A 16,597-nucleotide genomic window follows, 5' to 3' on the forward strand; every position below is an offset into this window, starting at 1 on the left:
GAATAAAAATATAATTGATATTGATTGGTATTAGTAGTGACATTTAGCACACTCTAAACCACCGTTATCTTGAACCTTCATGGCTCCTTTGCTAACTGCTTTGTGAGCTTCCATTAACTTGGTATAGTAGCCATTGTCTTTGCCATTAACTTCTGTCTTACGGTGACAGTCGATACACCAGCCCATTGTAAGTGTAGAGCGTTGTTGAACAACTTCCATCTTCTCAATTTCTCCGTGACAGTTTTTACACTCTAAACCACCAACGTTTGTGTGTTGTGCGTGGTTGAAATAAGCTAAGTCTGGCAAGTTGTGCACACGTACCCACTCAATTGGCTTATTAGTTTCGATTGCAGTGTAAATCTTTTGGATTTCTGGTGATTCACGTTTGATAGCATTGTGACAGTTCATACAGATATTGGCAGAAGGAATACCTGATTGTTTTCCTTTATATACACCCGTGTGACAATATGCACAGTTGATTTTCATTTCACCAGCGTGCAATTTGTGAGAGAAAGCGATTGGTTGTTTTGGAGCGTATCCTTGGTGAACACCGATTCCGTACATACCATCGAAAGTAGCTTTAGTTGCGAGCAAGATAAATGCCCAAACGATTGCCGAACGAACAGTTTTGTTAGCTGCAACATTCTTTAATCCTGCTTGGAGTTTCTCTCCGAAAGAAAGAGACGCATCTGCCGAACCTGCATCAGCACCTGACAATTTATTTAATAATTGTAGGATACCAAGTAATGCTACCAAAACAAGACCCATGATAACTAACAATGCTACTAAGATAACATTGATAAATTTACCACCACCTGTTTCTGCTGGAGCTGTCGTTGTTGAAGAACCTCCTGTTGGAGCAGCTACTGCTGGAGCACCTGCACTTTTAACATAAGCTAAGATTGCTTTTACTTCTGCATCACCAAATGCACCAAAAGCGGTCATTTGGGTTTTGTTAAACTTATTGTAAAGTTCGTTAGCGTATTTATCGCCACTGGCAACCACTCCCATTGGATTGTTAATCCACTTCTTAATCCAAGCATAGTCTCGACGCTCTTCGATACCCGCCAAACCAGGCCCAACTACAACCTCAGCTGTAGCAGCATGACACTGTGCACAGTTATTCTTAAATAACTCTTCTCCCTTTGCTACATCGCCACCACCAGCTGGTGCTGCGGCTGCAGTAGAAGTACTATCTTGTGCTGCTACATAACCAACGGAAATGCTTACAGCAACAGCAAGAGCTAAAATTGACTTATAAAATTTACGAATCATATTTATATATAAATGTAGTATTCCTACTTTTTCAGACTGCAAAACTACGCTACTATTGTTTTCTATCAAATAGGTTTTGTTATTTTTTTTATAGCTTACAGTAATTTAGAATTATTTTAAATAAACGCATAATAACCTGATAATCAAGTAATTAAAACAAAAAACCATTCAATAATCAACATACATAGTTGACTATGGAATGGTATTTTAGCAAGAATATTTGTTTATGTGGAACGTATAAAGTCTTTGCTGTGTTGGAAAAAACTTATCGAATACGTATGCCACAAAGGTAAAGTATAAGCCCTTTCTTTGCAAACATAAAGGAATAAACTTCTTTTTTAGCCCTTCTGACAGCGATTTTGACCAATTAGCAAAATACGGATTATTTTTTAAAATTATTTCGGTTAGATTGCAACTTGACTCCATTTTCAACACCAAATGATTGAGCTTTTTACCCCAAAAGAATTTAATTTTGACCAAATAATAAAGTTTCTTTCTCGTAACGAAAAAGAATGTTTACATACGCTTCGTGGTAGAGAAATATTCAAGGTTATCTCCAACGAGAATGCTTTGATTCTATTCTCTATTTCCTTCGATTCTTGCTTGCAAATATCAATCCACTCTGAAGATAAAAGTCAGAAAAATGTGGATTTAATAAAAAATTACGTCAATGATTGGTTCGATTTGGAGGCAAACTTAGACCTCTTCTATAAAACAGTACAAACCGATGAAGTGTTGGCAAATCTCTGTGAAAAGTTTCATGGGCTTCGTATGATTGGGATGCCCGATTTGTTTGAATCGTTGATTTGGTCAATTATTGGTCAGCAGATTAACCTCAATTTCGCTTATTCGTTGAAAGAACGCTTGGTGCATAATTTTGGTCAAAAAATTCTCTTTGAGAATGAAAGTTTTTATGCTTTGCCTACTCCCGAAAGACTCGCTAATTTGACTATCGAAGATTTTCAACCACTTCAATTTAGTAGAAGCAAAGCTCAATATATATTAAATGTATCACGAGAGTTTGCCGAAGGGAATTTGTCGCAAGAAGCTTTGAGAAAATTATCATTCGAAGAAGTGAAAGAAAAATTGGTAAAGATAAAAGGTATTGGTAACTGGACGGCGAATTATTCTATGATGAAAAGTCTAAAAAACTATGATGCTTTTCCGGTAGAAGATGTAGGACTGCACAATGCCGTGAAAACACAATATGGTTTAACGGCAAAGCCAACTATTAAAGAATTGAACCAAATGGCCGAAAAATGGAAAGGTTGGCGAGGGTATGCTACATTCTATTTTTGGCATTCGTTGTTGGGTTGAACTAATTTTCAGAAAATAGGATTTTTAGAGCAGAAACATTCTGAAAAATGGCAAAGAAAACATTAGTTATAGGAGCATCAACCGACCCAAGTAGATATTCGTATTTAGCAGCCAACCGATTGGTGAGCCACAAACACGAAATTGAGCTTTTAGGTGTAAAAGAAGGAGTTGTTGCTGGAAAAGAAATAAATACCGAAAAAGAGAAATTTGAAGATATAGATACGGTTACGCTTTATGTGAATCCACAAAGGCAAAGTGAATATTTTGATTATGTGGCCGACCTAAAGCCTCGAAGAGTGATTTTCAATCCCGGTACAGAAAATCCTACATTTGAGGATTTTCTGACCGAAAAAGGTATCGAACCGATTGAAGCATGTACGCTCGTAATGCTTGCTACGGGGCAATATTAAGGCATATTTGATGTCAAAACTCGATTTTCTGGTGCCAAGTAAGCTTTAATTGTTTTTGTTTGAACTGGGCTTTCGCAACCATTTTTACTTTTACTAAAAACTTTTAATTCGTAAATACCTGGTCTTCTAAAATCAAGCATAATTGACGATTTGTTTGGATAAGAATACATCACGGCATCTTCAAAGTTTTTTGCAGTAACACCCAAATTTCCATGTAAAAGGTCGGTACTGCCTTGTGAAAGATAAACCGACCAAGTAAATACATCACCATCTGAACTTGGACTTGCTTTAAAAACGTTATCAGATTTTGAATAAACTCTGTCTAATCCTGCAATGCTAATTTTTGGTTGTTCTTTCACCGCTACATTAAACGTTTGGCTACTAAGGGCATTGTCTTCCGAAATAAAAATGGCTTTGAGCTCGTAACTTCCATCTTTGGCAAACTGTACAGTAACTTTATTTTTATTTTCAGATACTTTTTCGGCCCCTTCTGGTAAAACCCAATCTTTAAATTTTATACTCTTATCGGCAATTGTGTAGCTGTAGGTTGCTTTTGCCCCTGCACAAACGTCATTATCTCCTTTAATTGAAGGTTTTTCGTTTTGACCAAGAACTGTAAATACTATTAGTTGAAATAACAAGAATGTGTAGGTTTTCATAAGTTGAAAGATTTTTGGATGAATTAATTGTGTTTTTTTCATTAAAACTATCACTAAAACATTAAAAATCAAATTATTATGAAAAAACTTCTCTTTAACTAATTAGCCATTCGTCCTTCAAAACCCATGAAGATGAGTTTTTCGTAAGCATCCCATACATTTTCTGGAATTTCCATCGCTGCCAAGAATCCTTTTTCTGGATAAATTTTTAGGCGTTGTAAATCGCCCGTCATGTTACTGATTACCCGTTCTTTACTAATATTGTTTTCGATACATCGAGCAATGTACTGGGCATAAGAATCGGGTTTGGCAGTTGAAATGAATTTAAACTCCGAAAATTGAACCAAAGCCGTTGCATAGGTTCGACGCACCATATAAGGCTTCTGAACCAAAATAAAGTTCTGAAAATCGAAGCCTTTTTCTTTCAAAACCTTTCTCGTACACGAAAAATTCTCGCCTGTGTTTGTGGCTTCGTTGTCGAGTATAATGACGTCGGCAGGTACACCCGCTTTTACGGCAATATCAAAAAAAGCATCTGCTTCTGATTTTGGAGTTTGGTTTCGGAGTTCTCCGACGGGCCGAACCACTCCACCCGAAAATATAATGTAATTAGCCCAGCCTTCTTTATATAATTCTACTGCATAGTCAGCTACACTGGGGTCATGGCTACCCAAAACAAAAATGGCATCGGCTTTTTGTAAGGGTTGTTTCAAGAAATGATAATCGTAGAGAAGCTCTGCGTAATAGTCAACAAGGTTTTCGTCCATTTGCGTATAAAATTTACCAATCGGCAAAATTATCAATTATTAGTCAATAAAGTTTGATACTTTCGGGCATGAATTTCGTCAGAGATTCAGCATTAAACACATAAAACAACATTTACTAAAATGGTCAACGCAAAACATTTAGCAACATTCGTACTCGGAGCAGCGGCGGGCGTAGCACTTAATAAATATTTACAAACCGAAGAAGGAGAAAAAGCTTTAGCAGATTTAAAAATCAAAGCTGGGCAGTTTAAAGATGAAGCCGAACAAGCCATTGATAAAGCTCCAGAATATTTTGAAAAACTAAAAACCGAAGCTACAACTGCCTTGAAAGACAGTTTCCCAGATGCAGAAGCATTTTTGCAGGAATTATTCGGAAAAGCAAAGGTGGCAACCGAAACACCAGCTACCGAAGAGCCAAAAGTATAAATTTGTAGGGCGAAGTTCTGACTTCGCCCTTTTTATTTCTACGTATTCTACGCAGACAATGACAGATTACAAATCTGTCCTACAGTTTTTTCACAGTTACACTCACTTTATAGTCTTTCTGATTGATTTCGGTAGCACCTTTAGGATAGGGCAACACATCCGAAACTTCTACTTCGTATTTTACTCCACCCAAATCAACTGTTGTTTTGATAGGTTTTGATTCAAAATCAACCGAAGAATTTTTCGAGATACCCTTATCTGTAATCGTAAAGAAAACCTTTGCCATTCCTGCCCAAATGCAAGTGGTACCTTGCGGACAGCGGCTATCTTCTACTTTTGTAACTTTGATTTTTACACCTTCTTGGTAGGCTAATTCGGTATCGAAACTAAGTTCGACTTTTGAGGCAAGTGGCGTTTGTGCAACTTCGACTTCTTCTTTTGTACAGGCCGAAAAAACTAAAAGGAAAGCGGCTATTATATTTTTCATCGTATTTTTGATTTTTATACTTAGATACATTTCTATACCAAAAGGTTGGAGCAAAATCATTTTTTTTCAAAAATAACCTTTCTTCATTGGCTTGCCCTCATTTGTGTAGATTTTTTTGATAGATTTCGGTATAACTTCTATCTTCGTTTCATCAAATCTAAAACTCAATTAATTCCATGCGTTCTCACGAAATTGACTACCAAATCTTTGGCGAAGATATTCAAATCGTCGAAATAGAACTTGACCCAAACGAAACCGTTATTGCAGAAGCAGGCTCAATGCTCTTCATGGAAGACGGAATCATGTTTGAAACCAAAATGGGCGATGGCTCGCAGCCACAACAAAGCCTTTTTGGTAAATTGATGCAAGCTGGTAGTAGAGTATTGATGGGCGAGTCAATTTTTATGACTCACTTCACTAACCGCTCAAATATCAAGCGTAAAGTGGCTTTTGCCGCTCCGTATCCTGGTACAATCAAAGCCGTTGATTTAGCCAAAATTATGGGTAATACACTCATCGTACAAAAAGATGCGTTTTTGTGTGCGGCAATGGGTACGAGCATCTCGATTCACTTCAACCAACGTCTCGGTGCTGGTTTCTTCGGTGGCGAAGGATTCATTCTCGAAAAAATACAAGGCGATGGTATGGCATTTATTCACTCGGGGGGCGTTGTTATTGAGCGTCAACTTAACAACGAAACACTAAGAATTGACACTGGGTGCGTAGTTGGTTTCGAGCCGCAACTTCAATTTGATATTGAGCGTTCGGGAAGTTTAAAATCAATGGTTTTTGGTGGTGAAGGTATCTTCTTGGCGACACTTCGTGGCACAGGAAAAGTTTGGATTCAGTCATTACCAATTTCTAAACTCATTCAACGTCTTTCTCCTTATGGTGGAAATGCTACCAAAGAAAGCGGCTCAGTTTTGGGCGGTTTGGGCAGCTTGTTTGAGGGGTAAAAAACAAATATTCTCCTTTTCTCCATAGCGATGAGTTTGCAAACCCATTGCTATGGAGAAAAGTTAATAGCAGCTTAGTAATAGGCTGCTATTTTTATTTTCAGAACTAACAATTATCTATAATAAATCTACTAAATTGCTTCCTCTTTTTAACTCAACCTTAAATTACGACAATGATTATCAATCGCAGAAAATTCTTGCAACAATCGGCTTCATTGGCCGCTTTAGCATTTATAACCAATGATTTGCAAGCTAAAGGAACACTTCGTGGAACTCTAAAACAGTTTGGTTGTCAACTTTACAGCATCCGTGATGTACTTCCGAAAAACCCTAAAAACTACATGAAGCAATTGGCTGATATGGGTTATAAATATTTTGAAAGCTACTCGAAAGACCCATTCTGGGGTATGGCACCAAAAGATGCAAAAGCATATTTAGGTGATATTGGTGTAAAAATGGTAAGTACACACTTGGGTTTACCTGATACTAATGAAGAAATGATAGCCAAATGTGCAGAAGGGGGCTTGAAATACGTGATTTGTCCAGCTATCGGAATGCAGCCATCGGCTGATGCTTGGAAACAAAAAGCCGAAGCATTTACCAAAAATGGTGAAATCTGTAAAAAATATGGTTTGCGTTATGGTTATCATAATCATGCCTACTCTTTTCAAAATGCCAACGGTATCAAAGGACAAAGAATTTTGCTCGAAAATACCGACCCATCAATCGTATGTTTTGAGTTAGATATGTGCTGGAGCGAAGCAGCAGGCGAAAATAGTATTGAGCATTTGAAACAATACGGCAATCGCTACGAGCTTTGTCATATCAAACAGCTTGCGACGAAAGACCCAAAACCTCAGCAAACTGACCTTGCTTCTGGAATAATCGACTATAAAGGCTTACTTCGTGCGGCAAAAGATAGCGGAATCAAGTATTTCTTGGTTGAACAAGAGCAATATCCTGTTGGGCCAATCGAAAGTATGAAAAGCGATGCTATTTACTTGAAGGACTTGAAGTTTTAGGATTAATTTCACTACGAAATGTAAGGCGATGAAAGGGCGTGAAACCATGCTCTTTTATCGCTTTTTTGTGAAATGGCGTTGGATAACCCGCATTTTGTTCCCAACGATAATGTGGGAATTCGGAAGCGAGTTTTACCATTAAATCATCTCGATAGGTTTTTGCCAAAATTGAGGCCGCTGCAATAGATAAAAACTTCGCATCTCCTTTTACGATACAAGTATGCGGAATCAGTGGATAAGGAGTAAAACGATTCCCGTCAATCAATAAATGCTCGGGGCGAAGATTTAAGTCATCAACCGCTCGGTGCATGGCCAAGAAACTGGCTTTTAAGATGTTTATTTGGTCGATTTCTTCGTTTGAAGCCTCGGCAACTGCAAAAGCAATGGCATCCCGCTCAATTTCAAGTCTTAGTTTTTCTCGTTGCTGGTGATTCAGTTGTTTAGAATCATTGAGCCACTCGTGCGTATAATCTTTAGGTAAAATTACGGCAGCAGCCACTACTGGCCCAGCCAAACAACCTCGGCCAGCTTCATCAAGCCCTGCCTCTATGGCATCAATATTATAGTACGAACGGAGCATAAATCTAATGAGTGAATGAATGAGTAATTTTTATACTACTCCAATCTCATTTTCTTAATCAAATAATAAAAACGAACGGTAAGTAAAACTGCCGATGCCGTGAGTCCAGCCAAAAGCCCGAACCAAATACCGATGGCATCCATATCGAAATTGAAAGCCAGCAGATAACCCAAAGGCAACGATATAACCCAGTAAGCAAACATCGTAATCCAAGTCGGAATATTTACATCGGCAATACCACGCAAAATACCGAGCGAAACCACTTGAATACCATCAGACAATTGAAAAATAGCCGCTACTATCATTAATCGCATAGCAATTACAATCACCTCATTATCAGCAATATACAATTCAACAAGAATGCGATTAAAGACTAAAATTATCAACATCATAGCTGTCATGAAAATCACTACCAAAAGCAAAGCCACATTCCCTGAAAATCTGATTTTACGTACATTTTTTAGACCTCGTCCCTCGCCTACTCTGATTCCGCCAGCAATGCCCAGACCCGATGCCATCATGTAGGTTGTCGAGGCCACATTGATAGCAATTTGGTGAGCAGCTAACTGGTTTTCGCCGAGCCAACCCATCATGATTACCGCCAACGAAAACGCTGCGATTTCGAAGAAAAATTGAAGTCCACTTGGTACACCAATTTTAAAAATCATCAACACTAAATCGTTGGTTTGCAGTGATTTATATTTTGCATGAAGGTATTTTTTGAAGGTTTTTGTATTGAATAAATATGCCAAAAGAGCCAACATCATCAAGATTCTGGTAATAAGCGTTGAAGCGGCCGAACCAAGCAAACCCATTTTCGGAAAACCTAAATAGCCGTTTATTAGCACAATATTAAAAATCAGATTGAGGATTAACCCAAAAACCGTGATCATCATGGCCACATAGGTGCGTGAAAGGCCATCTGAAAGCTGTTTGGCTGCCGCAAAAACAAACATAAAGGCATTTGAAACGATGATAATCGCCATAAAAGCGGGGGCTTGCTCATTGATTTCGGGCGATTGTTGGAAAATTCTAAAGTAATAAATACAAACAAAGCCCACAATACCCAATATCACACTAAACCAAAGCGAAACTTTAATTCCAGCTCTAAAAAGTCGATTAATTTCGGGAACATTACGCTCGGCTTTTGCCTTAGAAATCAGCGGAGCAACCACCGAAAGTCCACCCATGCCAATAGAAGCAATCAGAAACGACATAGAATTGGCAATTCCAGCCGACCCAAGTCCGATTTTCCCGATGTATCGCCCTACCATGATATTATCCGTAACCCCCATCAAGACCACGCCCAACTGAGCAATGACAATCGGCAAAGCCAACAGAAAGGTTTTCTTTATTTCATCTTGGTAATGTTGTGAAAAAATCGGCATAGAATTTTCTATAAAGTGTAATGTTGGCCACAAAGGTCGCAAAATTTTATTCAAGAATTAGCACAGACGGAAATATTGACTAATTATTCGATTTACGAATTACGAATAAACAACTGACTATCAGTATTTTACAAATACACAAATTGCGAAATAATTGTTTCTATTCACTTATCATTAACTTTGTCCTACATTTTATCCTTTTTCAATGAAAAAACTACTCCTACCTACGTTTGTCGCTTGTGTGCTGCTAAACGCTTGCAATACTCCAAAACAAGAAACATCGGCCCCCACAAACCTTGACGGACATTGGCTCAACCAAGAATACCTCGAAGCTCTCGAAGCATCTCATTCACCCAAAAATGTGGCCGAAAACTATACTTTTTATGCCACCGAACTCATCTATGACCATACAAAAGGCGATTCTATTATGGTCTTTAACGGTCAAGCTGAATTTGCGACTTTACCCATGAAACGCCATGGCGATACCCTCAGTCTAAAACTCAATCAAGATGATAGAACTGACATTCTATATTCGGTAAGCACCAAAACTTTGACATTTACGGATAAAGAATTGAATCGTGTTTTCCGATTCGTACGTGCTGATAGTAGCTTGATTGATAAGAGCTTTACACCCAAAGTTGCCTTTCCTTCGGCCGTAAATAAAGCTACTTTTGAAGGAAAATGGGATATTTATGAACACCTTTCGACCCAAAAATCGGGCGAGTTTAGTAGGTTCGGCACAATCAAAGGCTGGGATAAATACGATAATTACACAGTTTGTGTGAACGGAGATTGCGTAGCAAACGAAGACGGGGATGTGATTTTCTTAGGTAAAAAAGACAAATCAGATATGTATGGCTTCCGCTCAAAAGGAGATTCGATAACGATTTTTGAATTAAAACAAATCAATGATGAAGACGAAAAACCTGTTTATAAACAAGGTATGCCGCTGATGTTGTTGAAAAAGGCCCCCCGCCCCTAAAGGGGAGTTTCTATTTCTCATATTTCATAAAAAAAGCCTTTTTCTCATGCGAAAAAGGCTTTTTTAGTTTTAGCTCCCCTTTAGGGGCTGGGGGCTTACTCAACCTTACTCAACTTCACAGTATTCGTACGGTTATTATCTTGTAATGGTAAACTCAAAGTATTGATAAACAAATCTCCTTTTTGTAATTCACCTTCTGCAATCAAGAAATCTTTGATAGTATCAACCACTTGTTCAACGTTTTTGCCTTTCATTGTATCTACTACAAAAACCTTCACGCCTGAATAAAGACTCAATTGTGTTGATAGTTTTTCGTTGTTGGTAAAGATAAACAAACTCGCTTTCGGGCGGTGGTGTGATAAACGAACAGCCGTATAACCCGAGTTAGTAATACCAATAATAGCTTTTACTTTCAAGTCACGAGCCAAACGACAAGCCGTCATTACCACGTTATCGTTTTCTTTCTCTTTCGACTCATAAGTATCTTCGGTTACACGTGTATGGTGACGGAAATAGAGTTTTTTCTCATCAGCCAATTCTTCCACTTTCACAATCGTGTTTACCATTGTCTCAACTGCCAAAATCGGATATTTTCCCGATGCACTTTCGGCACTAAGCATAACTGCATCAGCTCCATCTAATACGGCATTGGCAACATCACCTACTTCCGCACGAGTTGGGCGTGGGCTATCAATCATGCTTTCGAGCATCTGAGTTGCCACGATAACTGGCTTAGCGGCCAAATTCGACATCTCAACCAAACGCTTCTGAATCATCGGCACATCTTCTGATGGAAGTTCAACACCCAAATCGCCACGAGCAACCATAATTGCATCACTGGCGTTTACGATAGCCTCCATGTTCACAATTGCTTCTGGTTTTTCAACCTTTGCAATTACTTTCGCAGTTTTGCCTTGTTCTTTGATATATTTCTGAATCTCTTGGATTTCTTCGGCAGTACGCACAAACGAAAGAGCAACCCAGTCAACATCATTTGCCAAACCAAATTTCAAATCTTCCCAATCTTTATCAGTTACTGATGGCTGAGAGATATTAGTATTTGGAAGGTTTACACCTTTCTTTTGTTTCAAAAGACCACCATAAACCACTTCTGTGATTACATCGGTGCCATCTTTACCTATTACTTTTACTTCTAACTTTCCATCATCCATCAAGATTCTCTCGCCTACCTTCACGTCGTTGTACATACCTTTGTAAGGTGTACTCACTCTTTCGGCATTACCAACGATATCGTCGCTGGCGAATCTTAGTTGATTTCCTGCAAAAATTTCAACGCCATCATTACCGCTTTCCATCAGACCAATTCTGATTTTAGGGCCTTGCAAATCTTGCAAGATGGCACATTTGAAGCCATGTTCTTTATTGATTTTACGAATACGGTCGATACGAGTTTGGTGGTCGGCGTGAGTTCCGTGAGAGAAGTTCAAGCGGAAAACATTTACACCAGCTTTTGCCAATGCCAATAACATTTCTTCGCTTTCGGAAGCAGGTCCGACAGTTGCTACTATTTTGGTTTTTCTTTGCATAGGTGAAATAAAATTTTTCTTCGGCTTAGGAATTGTGCAAAAATACTAACTATTGACGAGATTTACAGAATATTTAAAACAGAAAGCAGGAAGGTTTTTTGAAAAAACAATTAACAAATTGATTATCAATAACTTAAATCTGATTATTGTTTATGTTAAATCTTTATAATAAATCAAAAAAGTACCATAAAAATCAATAGAATAGCTTTTTTGGTAGTAAATCGCTTAAAGTCAAACTTAGAAAAGCCATATTCTGAGATTGACTTTTTTTGAAAAAAAAACGTTTTTTTTTGTGTGAAAAAAATATTTGACTAAATTTGTATCAATAAAAAAACAAAACCATTGAAACATTCGTCAATCGCAATTTCACTTCTCCTGCTACTCAGCCCGTCGGTGTGAGAAATGGAGATTTTGTATATACGAAAGCCCTTTCTTATCAACGTAAGAAAGGGCTTTTTTGTGAAAACAGATTGACAAGATTCTTACTTAACCAATATAAATCTCATCAGAAATGAGCGATAAAATTTATGTTTTTGACACTACTTTGCGAGATGGCGAGCAAGTACCGGGTTGTCAGTTAACGACTGACGAAAAAGTAATGATTGCTAAAGAACTCGAAAAGCTGGGTGTTGATATCATCGAAGCAGGATTTCCAGTATCGAGTCCTGGCGATTTTCGTTCGGTTGTGGAGGTTTCTAAAGCCGTTACCGAGCCAACAGTTTGTGCGTTGTCACGTGCCGTAAAAGGCGATATTGATTCCGCTGGCGAAGCTCTGAAATTTGCGAAACGTCCTCGTATTCATACAGGAATCGGTGCATCTGATATTCATATCAAACATAAATTTAATAGTAGCCGTGAAGCAATTATTGAGCAAGCGATTGATGCCGTAAAACACGCCAGAAACTTGGTTGATGATGTTGAGTTTTATGCCGAAGATGCTGGCCGTGCCGATTTAGAGTTTTTGGCTCGTCTGACCGAAAGTGTTATCAAAGCAGGTGCTACGGTTGTGAATTTACCTGATACAACAGGTTATGTTTTGCCGAACGATATGTATGACCGCATCAATTATTTGATGAATAACGTACCAAATGTTGATAAAGCCATTCTTTCGATGCACAATCATAATGATTTGGGTATGGCAACTGCCAATACAATTGCAGGAATCAGAGCGGGAGCAAGACAAGTGGAGGTGACAATCAATGGTATTGGAGAAAGAGCTGGAAATACTTCTTTGGAAGAAGTAGCAATGATTTTGAAAGTACACAAATCGCTTGGCTACCACACCGACATCGACAGCACGAAGCTATTCCCGATGAGTAATTTGGTTTCTCAGACCATGAGAATGCAAGTTCAAGCCAATAAGGCAATCGTTGGTCGTAATGCTTTTGCACACTCGTCGGGTATCCACCAAGATGGTTTCTTGAAACACACCGATACTTACGAAATCATTAATCCACAGGAAGTTGGTGTACCAAAATCTTCAATTGTTTTGACGGCTCGTAGTGGTCGCCACGCATTGAAACACCGCCTCGAAATGTTGGGCTATAAACTCGAAAAACCTTTGTTAGATGATACATACAAGCGTTTCCTTGACTTAGCCGACCAAATCAAAGAAGTAAATGATAAGGATTTGGTGAAGTTAATGAGAGCGTAGTTTTTTTTAATTGACAATGGAGAATTGATAATGCGGGTTTTACTCAACATTATCAATTCTCCATTTTTCATTTTCAATTATCAATTAAATCAACGCTTCATACAAAATCTCGGCTGGGTGTTGGGCTATTCGGCCCGTTCCGTCTTTTATTTGGTGACGACAGCTTGTGCCTGGAGCGGCAATTATTACATCTTCAGCTTGTTTTCTGACGGTCGGAAAAAGCACCAACTCTCCTACTTTCATTGATACTTCATAATGCTCGGCTTCATAACCAAATGAACCAGCCATTCCGCAGCAACCCGATGGAATGAGATGAACCTCATAATTTGCTGGTAAAGACAAACTTTTCTTGGTAGGCGTAAGCGAAGATAAAGCTTTTTGGTGGCAATGTCCGTGTAGTTTTATCAAACGTTTTTCGCTCGAAAATGCTTCTCTTTTGATATTTCCTCGGTCGATTTCTCGGGCAAACCATTCATCAAATTGAAAAGTGTTTTTAGCGATTTTTTCGGCAGAATCTCTTAAATCTTGCGGAACAAGTTCAAGATATTCATCTCTCAAAGTCAAAATTGCCGATGGCTCGAGTCCGATGATTGGTGTATTATCCGATACAATATCTTTTAGCAATTCAACATTTTTTATAGCGATTTTCTGAGCTTCACGCACCATTCCTTTTGATAAATACGTGCGTCCACTTTCTACATGGTTTGGCATAATGACCTCATAACGAAGCCTTTGTAGTAATAAAATCGCTTTTTTACCTACTTCTACATCATTATAATTCGTAAATTCATCGCAGAATAGATAAACCTTTTTATCGTTTTTGGGGGAAGGTTGCTTGCCAAACCATTCTTTCAATGTCGTGCTATGCAATAACGGCATTGTACGGTCAGGATGAAAACCTACGATTCGATTAGCGATTCGGCGAGTGGCTTCGGTTTTGAAAATGAAATTATATGCCCACGGAGCAATCGAGGCCAGCTTCATTTGTTTGGTAAAAGTCCCTATTAACTTCGAGCGGAACGGAATTCCTTTTGTATCATAAGTTTTCTGCAAAAACTCTGCTTTCATCTTGCCCACATCCACACTCGACGGACATTCTGACTTACAGCCTTTACACGACAAACACAAATCAAGCACTTCTTTTACACTTTCTTGTGTAATTGCTTGCTCGTTGGTATAATATTGCCTTAAAACATTTGCTCTGGCACGAGTCGTGTCTTTTTCGCTGCGAGTAGCCATGTAGCTCGGACACATTGTACCGCCTGTGATTTCGGTTTTGCGGCAATCGCCTGAACCGCTACATTTTTCGGTTAAGCGTAAAATGCTTTCTTGCTTCGAGAAATCAAAAATTGTTTGGTGTTTGGGCGTTGGTTGGTCGGCTTCGTAACGCAAAAACTCATTCATTGGCGGCGAATCAATGATTTTCCCTTGGTTGAAAATGCCTTTTGCGTCAAATATTTGCTTTACTTCTCTGAAAAGTGCGTAGTTTTTTTCACCCATCATATACGGAATGAATTCGCCACGCAGACGTCCATCTCCGTGTTCACCCGAGAGTGAGCCGCCGTATTTTTTCACCAAAACTGCCGTTTCGGCCAAAATTGTTCGGAAAAGTTGTCGGCCTTCGGTGGTTTTCAGATTAACCATCGGCTCTACGTGCAGCTCGCCCGCCCCTGCATGGGCATACATTGAATATTGTACATTGAGTTTTTTTAGTAAAACCTCTAAATCTTCGATGTATGCAGGCAAATCTTGTGGGTCAACGGCACAGTCTTCAATTAAGTTTACGCACTGAGTATCTCCTTCAAGGTTGCGAAGTAAACCTAAACCCCCTTTTCGCACTTCCCATGCCTTTTTAGAGTCATCACCGAGCAAGATTGGGTGAGCATAACCCAGATTTTTTTCTTTGAGAGCTTTTATTAAATTTTCGGCTTTTTGCAGTAGTCCTTCTTTGGTTTCATCGAAAAATTCAACCATCAAAATAGCTTTAGGCTCACCTTCGATGAAAAATCTATTTTTCGACTGCTCAATATTGGTTTTTGTAAATTCCAGAATAAAATCATCGACCAACTCGGAAGCTGAGCAATTATGTTCAAGAGCCACAAGATTGGCCAAAAGCGACTCATTGAGCGTATGAGTATGCACGGCCACCATTCCTACTTCTTTCGGAGGTATGTCGAAAAGTTTCAGTTTTGCTTCAGTAACAAAGCAAAGCGTACCTTCCGAACCTGCAATTAGTTTAGATAAATTCAGTAGCTCAACATTCAGTAAGGCATCTAAAGCATAACCTGTATTTCGGCGTTTTACGTTGGCTTTCGGAAAACCCTCTTTTATGGCCGTTTGATTTTCAGGATTGTTGATGAGTTTATCAAGACTTTGATAAATTTTGCCTTCAAGGGTTTCCAATTTACATTTTTCTTGAAAAGATTTTTGGTCTAAATCGCTGAAAACAACCTCGCTACCATCTGATAATAAAGCTTTTACCTCCAAAAGATTATCACGGGTTGCTCCCCAAATAATTGAGTGAAGTCCGCACGAATTATTGCCAATCATGCCTCCAATCATGGCTCGGCTCGATGTCGAGGTTTCGGGACCAAACATTAGGCCGTAGGGTTTCAGATAAGCGTTGAGGTCGTCACGAATGACACCTGGCTGCACTCTTACCCATTTTTCGGCTTGACTTACTTCGAGGATATTGATGAAGTTTTTTGAAATATCAACCACCAATCCTTTTCCAACAACCTGCCCAGCCAGTGATGTACCCGCAGCACGAGGAATAAGTGTAATTTGCTCATTATCAGCAAACTTAATGAGTTTTTTTATATCATTTACAGTCTTGGGAATGGCCACCGCCAACGGTTCTTCCTGATAAACCGAGGCATCGGTCGAATAGACTTTCTTTAGGGCTTTGTCGGTAGTGGTATTTTTGAAGTAAAGTTCGCCTTCAAATTCGCTCTGCAACGCATCAAACATATAATCGGTATTTTTTACCCCAAAATTGGGGAAGAAAAAGTAGATTTGCTATGAATTTGGGGAGAAAAAGAAAGTGAGAATTTGGCTGGTTACAAAATGACTAATTAGTCACGTATTTTACTCATATTTACATTTTCAAAATATTGAGCAAGTGCTA

The 16,597-nt window shown here is 38.8% G+C and carries 15 protein-coding genes; 7 read left to right on the plus strand and 8 right to left on the minus strand.

What is annotated here, in order from left to right:
* Positions 1-30 precede the first annotated feature (30 nt).
* Positions 31-1,275 (minus strand): c-type cytochrome, encoded by a 1,245-nt coding sequence (locus IEX65_RS24535; RefSeq protein WP_188770394.1) that lies wholly within the window; start codon positions 1,273-1,275, stop codon positions 31-33.
* A gap of 438 nt (positions 1,276-1,713) precedes the next feature.
* On the opposite strand from IEX65_RS24535, the gene IEX65_RS24540 reads away from it, so the two are divergent.
* Together IEX65_RS24540 and IEX65_RS24545 are read left to right on the plus strand one after the other, a co-directional pair.
* The gene (locus IEX65_RS24540) at positions 1,714-2,592 is read left to right on the plus strand and encodes a DNA-3-methyladenine glycosylase family protein (RefSeq protein ID WP_188770396.1); all 879 of its coding nucleotides are present in this window, start codon (positions 1,714-1,716) and stop codon (positions 2,590-2,592) included.
* Positions 2,593-2,639: 47 nt separating this feature from the next.
* The gene (locus tag IEX65_RS24545) at positions 2,640-3,002 is read left to right on the plus strand and encodes a CoA-binding protein (RefSeq protein ID WP_188770398.1); all 363 of its coding nucleotides are present in this window, start codon (positions 2,640-2,642) and stop codon (positions 3,000-3,002) included.
* Here IEX65_RS24545 and IEX65_RS24550 read toward each other — a convergent pair.
* Together IEX65_RS24550 and IEX65_RS24555 are read right to left on the minus strand one after the other, a co-directional pair.
* The gene (locus IEX65_RS24550; protein ID WP_188770400.1) at positions 2,999-3,661 is read right to left on the minus strand and encodes a hypothetical protein; all 663 of its coding nucleotides are present in this window, start codon (positions 3,659-3,661) and stop codon (positions 2,999-3,001) included. The genes IEX65_RS24545 and IEX65_RS24550 overlap by 4 nt on opposite strands.
* Before the next feature lie 98 nt (positions 3,662-3,759).
* Positions 3,760-4,428, minus strand: a complete 669-nt coding sequence (locus tag IEX65_RS24555; protein ID WP_188770402.1) for a YdcF family protein — start codon at positions 4,426-4,428, stop codon at positions 3,760-3,762.
* Between the two features lie 120 nt (positions 4,429-4,548).
* Here IEX65_RS24555 and IEX65_RS24560 point away from each other — a divergent pair, with 120 nt between their 5' ends.
* Positions 4,549-4,854, plus strand: coding sequence for a YtxH domain-containing protein (locus IEX65_RS24560; RefSeq protein WP_188770403.1), 306 nt, complete (start codon positions 4,549-4,551; stop codon positions 4,852-4,854).
* A 79-nt stretch (positions 4,855-4,933) separates the two neighbouring features.
* On the opposite strand, the gene IEX65_RS24565 is transcribed toward IEX65_RS24560, so the two are convergent.
* Positions 4,934-5,341: a hypothetical protein gene (locus tag IEX65_RS24565; protein WP_188770406.1), complete on the minus strand. Its 408-nt coding sequence runs from the start codon at positions 5,339-5,341 to the stop codon at positions 4,934-4,936.
* Positions 5,342-5,517: 176 nt separating this feature from the next.
* Between IEX65_RS24565 and IEX65_RS24570 the strand changes: the two genes are divergently transcribed.
* Both IEX65_RS24570 and IEX65_RS24575 read left to right on the plus strand, forming a co-directional pair.
* Positions 5,518-6,297: a TIGR00266 family protein gene (locus IEX65_RS24570; protein ID WP_188770408.1), complete on the plus strand. Its 780-nt coding sequence runs from the start codon at positions 5,518-5,520 to the stop codon at positions 6,295-6,297.
* Positions 6,298-6,470: 173 nt separating this feature from the next.
* Positions 6,471-7,319 (plus strand): sugar phosphate isomerase/epimerase family protein, encoded by an 849-nt coding sequence (locus IEX65_RS24575; RefSeq protein WP_188770410.1) that lies wholly within the window; start codon positions 6,471-6,473, stop codon positions 7,317-7,319.
* Here IEX65_RS24575 and rnhB read toward each other — a convergent pair.
* Both rnhB and IEX65_RS24585 read right to left on the minus strand, forming a co-directional pair.
* Positions 7,291-7,899: a ribonuclease HII gene (rnhB, locus tag IEX65_RS24580; protein ID WP_188770412.1), complete on the minus strand. Its 609-nt coding sequence runs from the start codon at positions 7,897-7,899 to the stop codon at positions 7,291-7,293. The genes IEX65_RS24575 and rnhB overlap by 29 nt on opposite strands.
* Positions 7,900-7,934: 35 nt before the next feature.
* Positions 7,935-9,287: an MATE family efflux transporter gene (locus IEX65_RS24585; RefSeq protein WP_188770414.1), complete on the minus strand. Its 1,353-nt coding sequence runs from the start codon at positions 9,285-9,287 to the stop codon at positions 7,935-7,937.
* Between the two features lie 205 nt (positions 9,288-9,492).
* Here IEX65_RS24585 and IEX65_RS24590 point away from each other — a divergent pair, with 205 nt between their 5' ends.
* Positions 9,493-10,269 (plus strand): hypothetical protein, encoded by a 777-nt coding sequence (locus tag IEX65_RS24590; RefSeq protein ID WP_188770416.1) that lies wholly within the window; start codon positions 9,493-9,495, stop codon positions 10,267-10,269.
* Between the two features lie 95 nt (positions 10,270-10,364).
* On the opposite strand, the gene pyk is transcribed toward IEX65_RS24590, so the two are convergent.
* Positions 10,365-11,816, minus strand: coding sequence for a pyruvate kinase (gene pyk / locus IEX65_RS24595; RefSeq protein WP_188770418.1), 1,452 nt, complete (start codon positions 11,814-11,816; stop codon positions 10,365-10,367).
* A gap of 511 nt (positions 11,817-12,327) precedes the next feature.
* On the opposite strand from pyk, the gene IEX65_RS24600 reads away from it, so the two are divergent.
* The gene (locus IEX65_RS24600) at positions 12,328-13,470 is read left to right on the plus strand and encodes a 2-isopropylmalate synthase (protein WP_188770420.1); all 1,143 of its coding nucleotides are present in this window, start codon (positions 12,328-12,330) and stop codon (positions 13,468-13,470) included.
* A gap of 84 nt (positions 13,471-13,554) precedes the next feature.
* Here IEX65_RS24600 and IEX65_RS24605 read toward each other — a convergent pair whose 3' ends face one another.
* Positions 13,555-16,440, minus strand: a complete 2,886-nt coding sequence (locus IEX65_RS24605; RefSeq protein ID WP_188770422.1) for an FAD-binding and (Fe-S)-binding domain-containing protein — start codon at positions 16,438-16,440, stop codon at positions 13,555-13,557.
* Positions 16,441-16,597 lie beyond the last annotated feature (157 nt).

This window comes from Emticicia aquatilis, from assembly GCF_014644295.1.
Taxonomy (GTDB): domain Bacteria; phylum Bacteroidota; class Bacteroidia; order Cytophagales; family Spirosomataceae; genus Emticicia; species Emticicia aquatilis.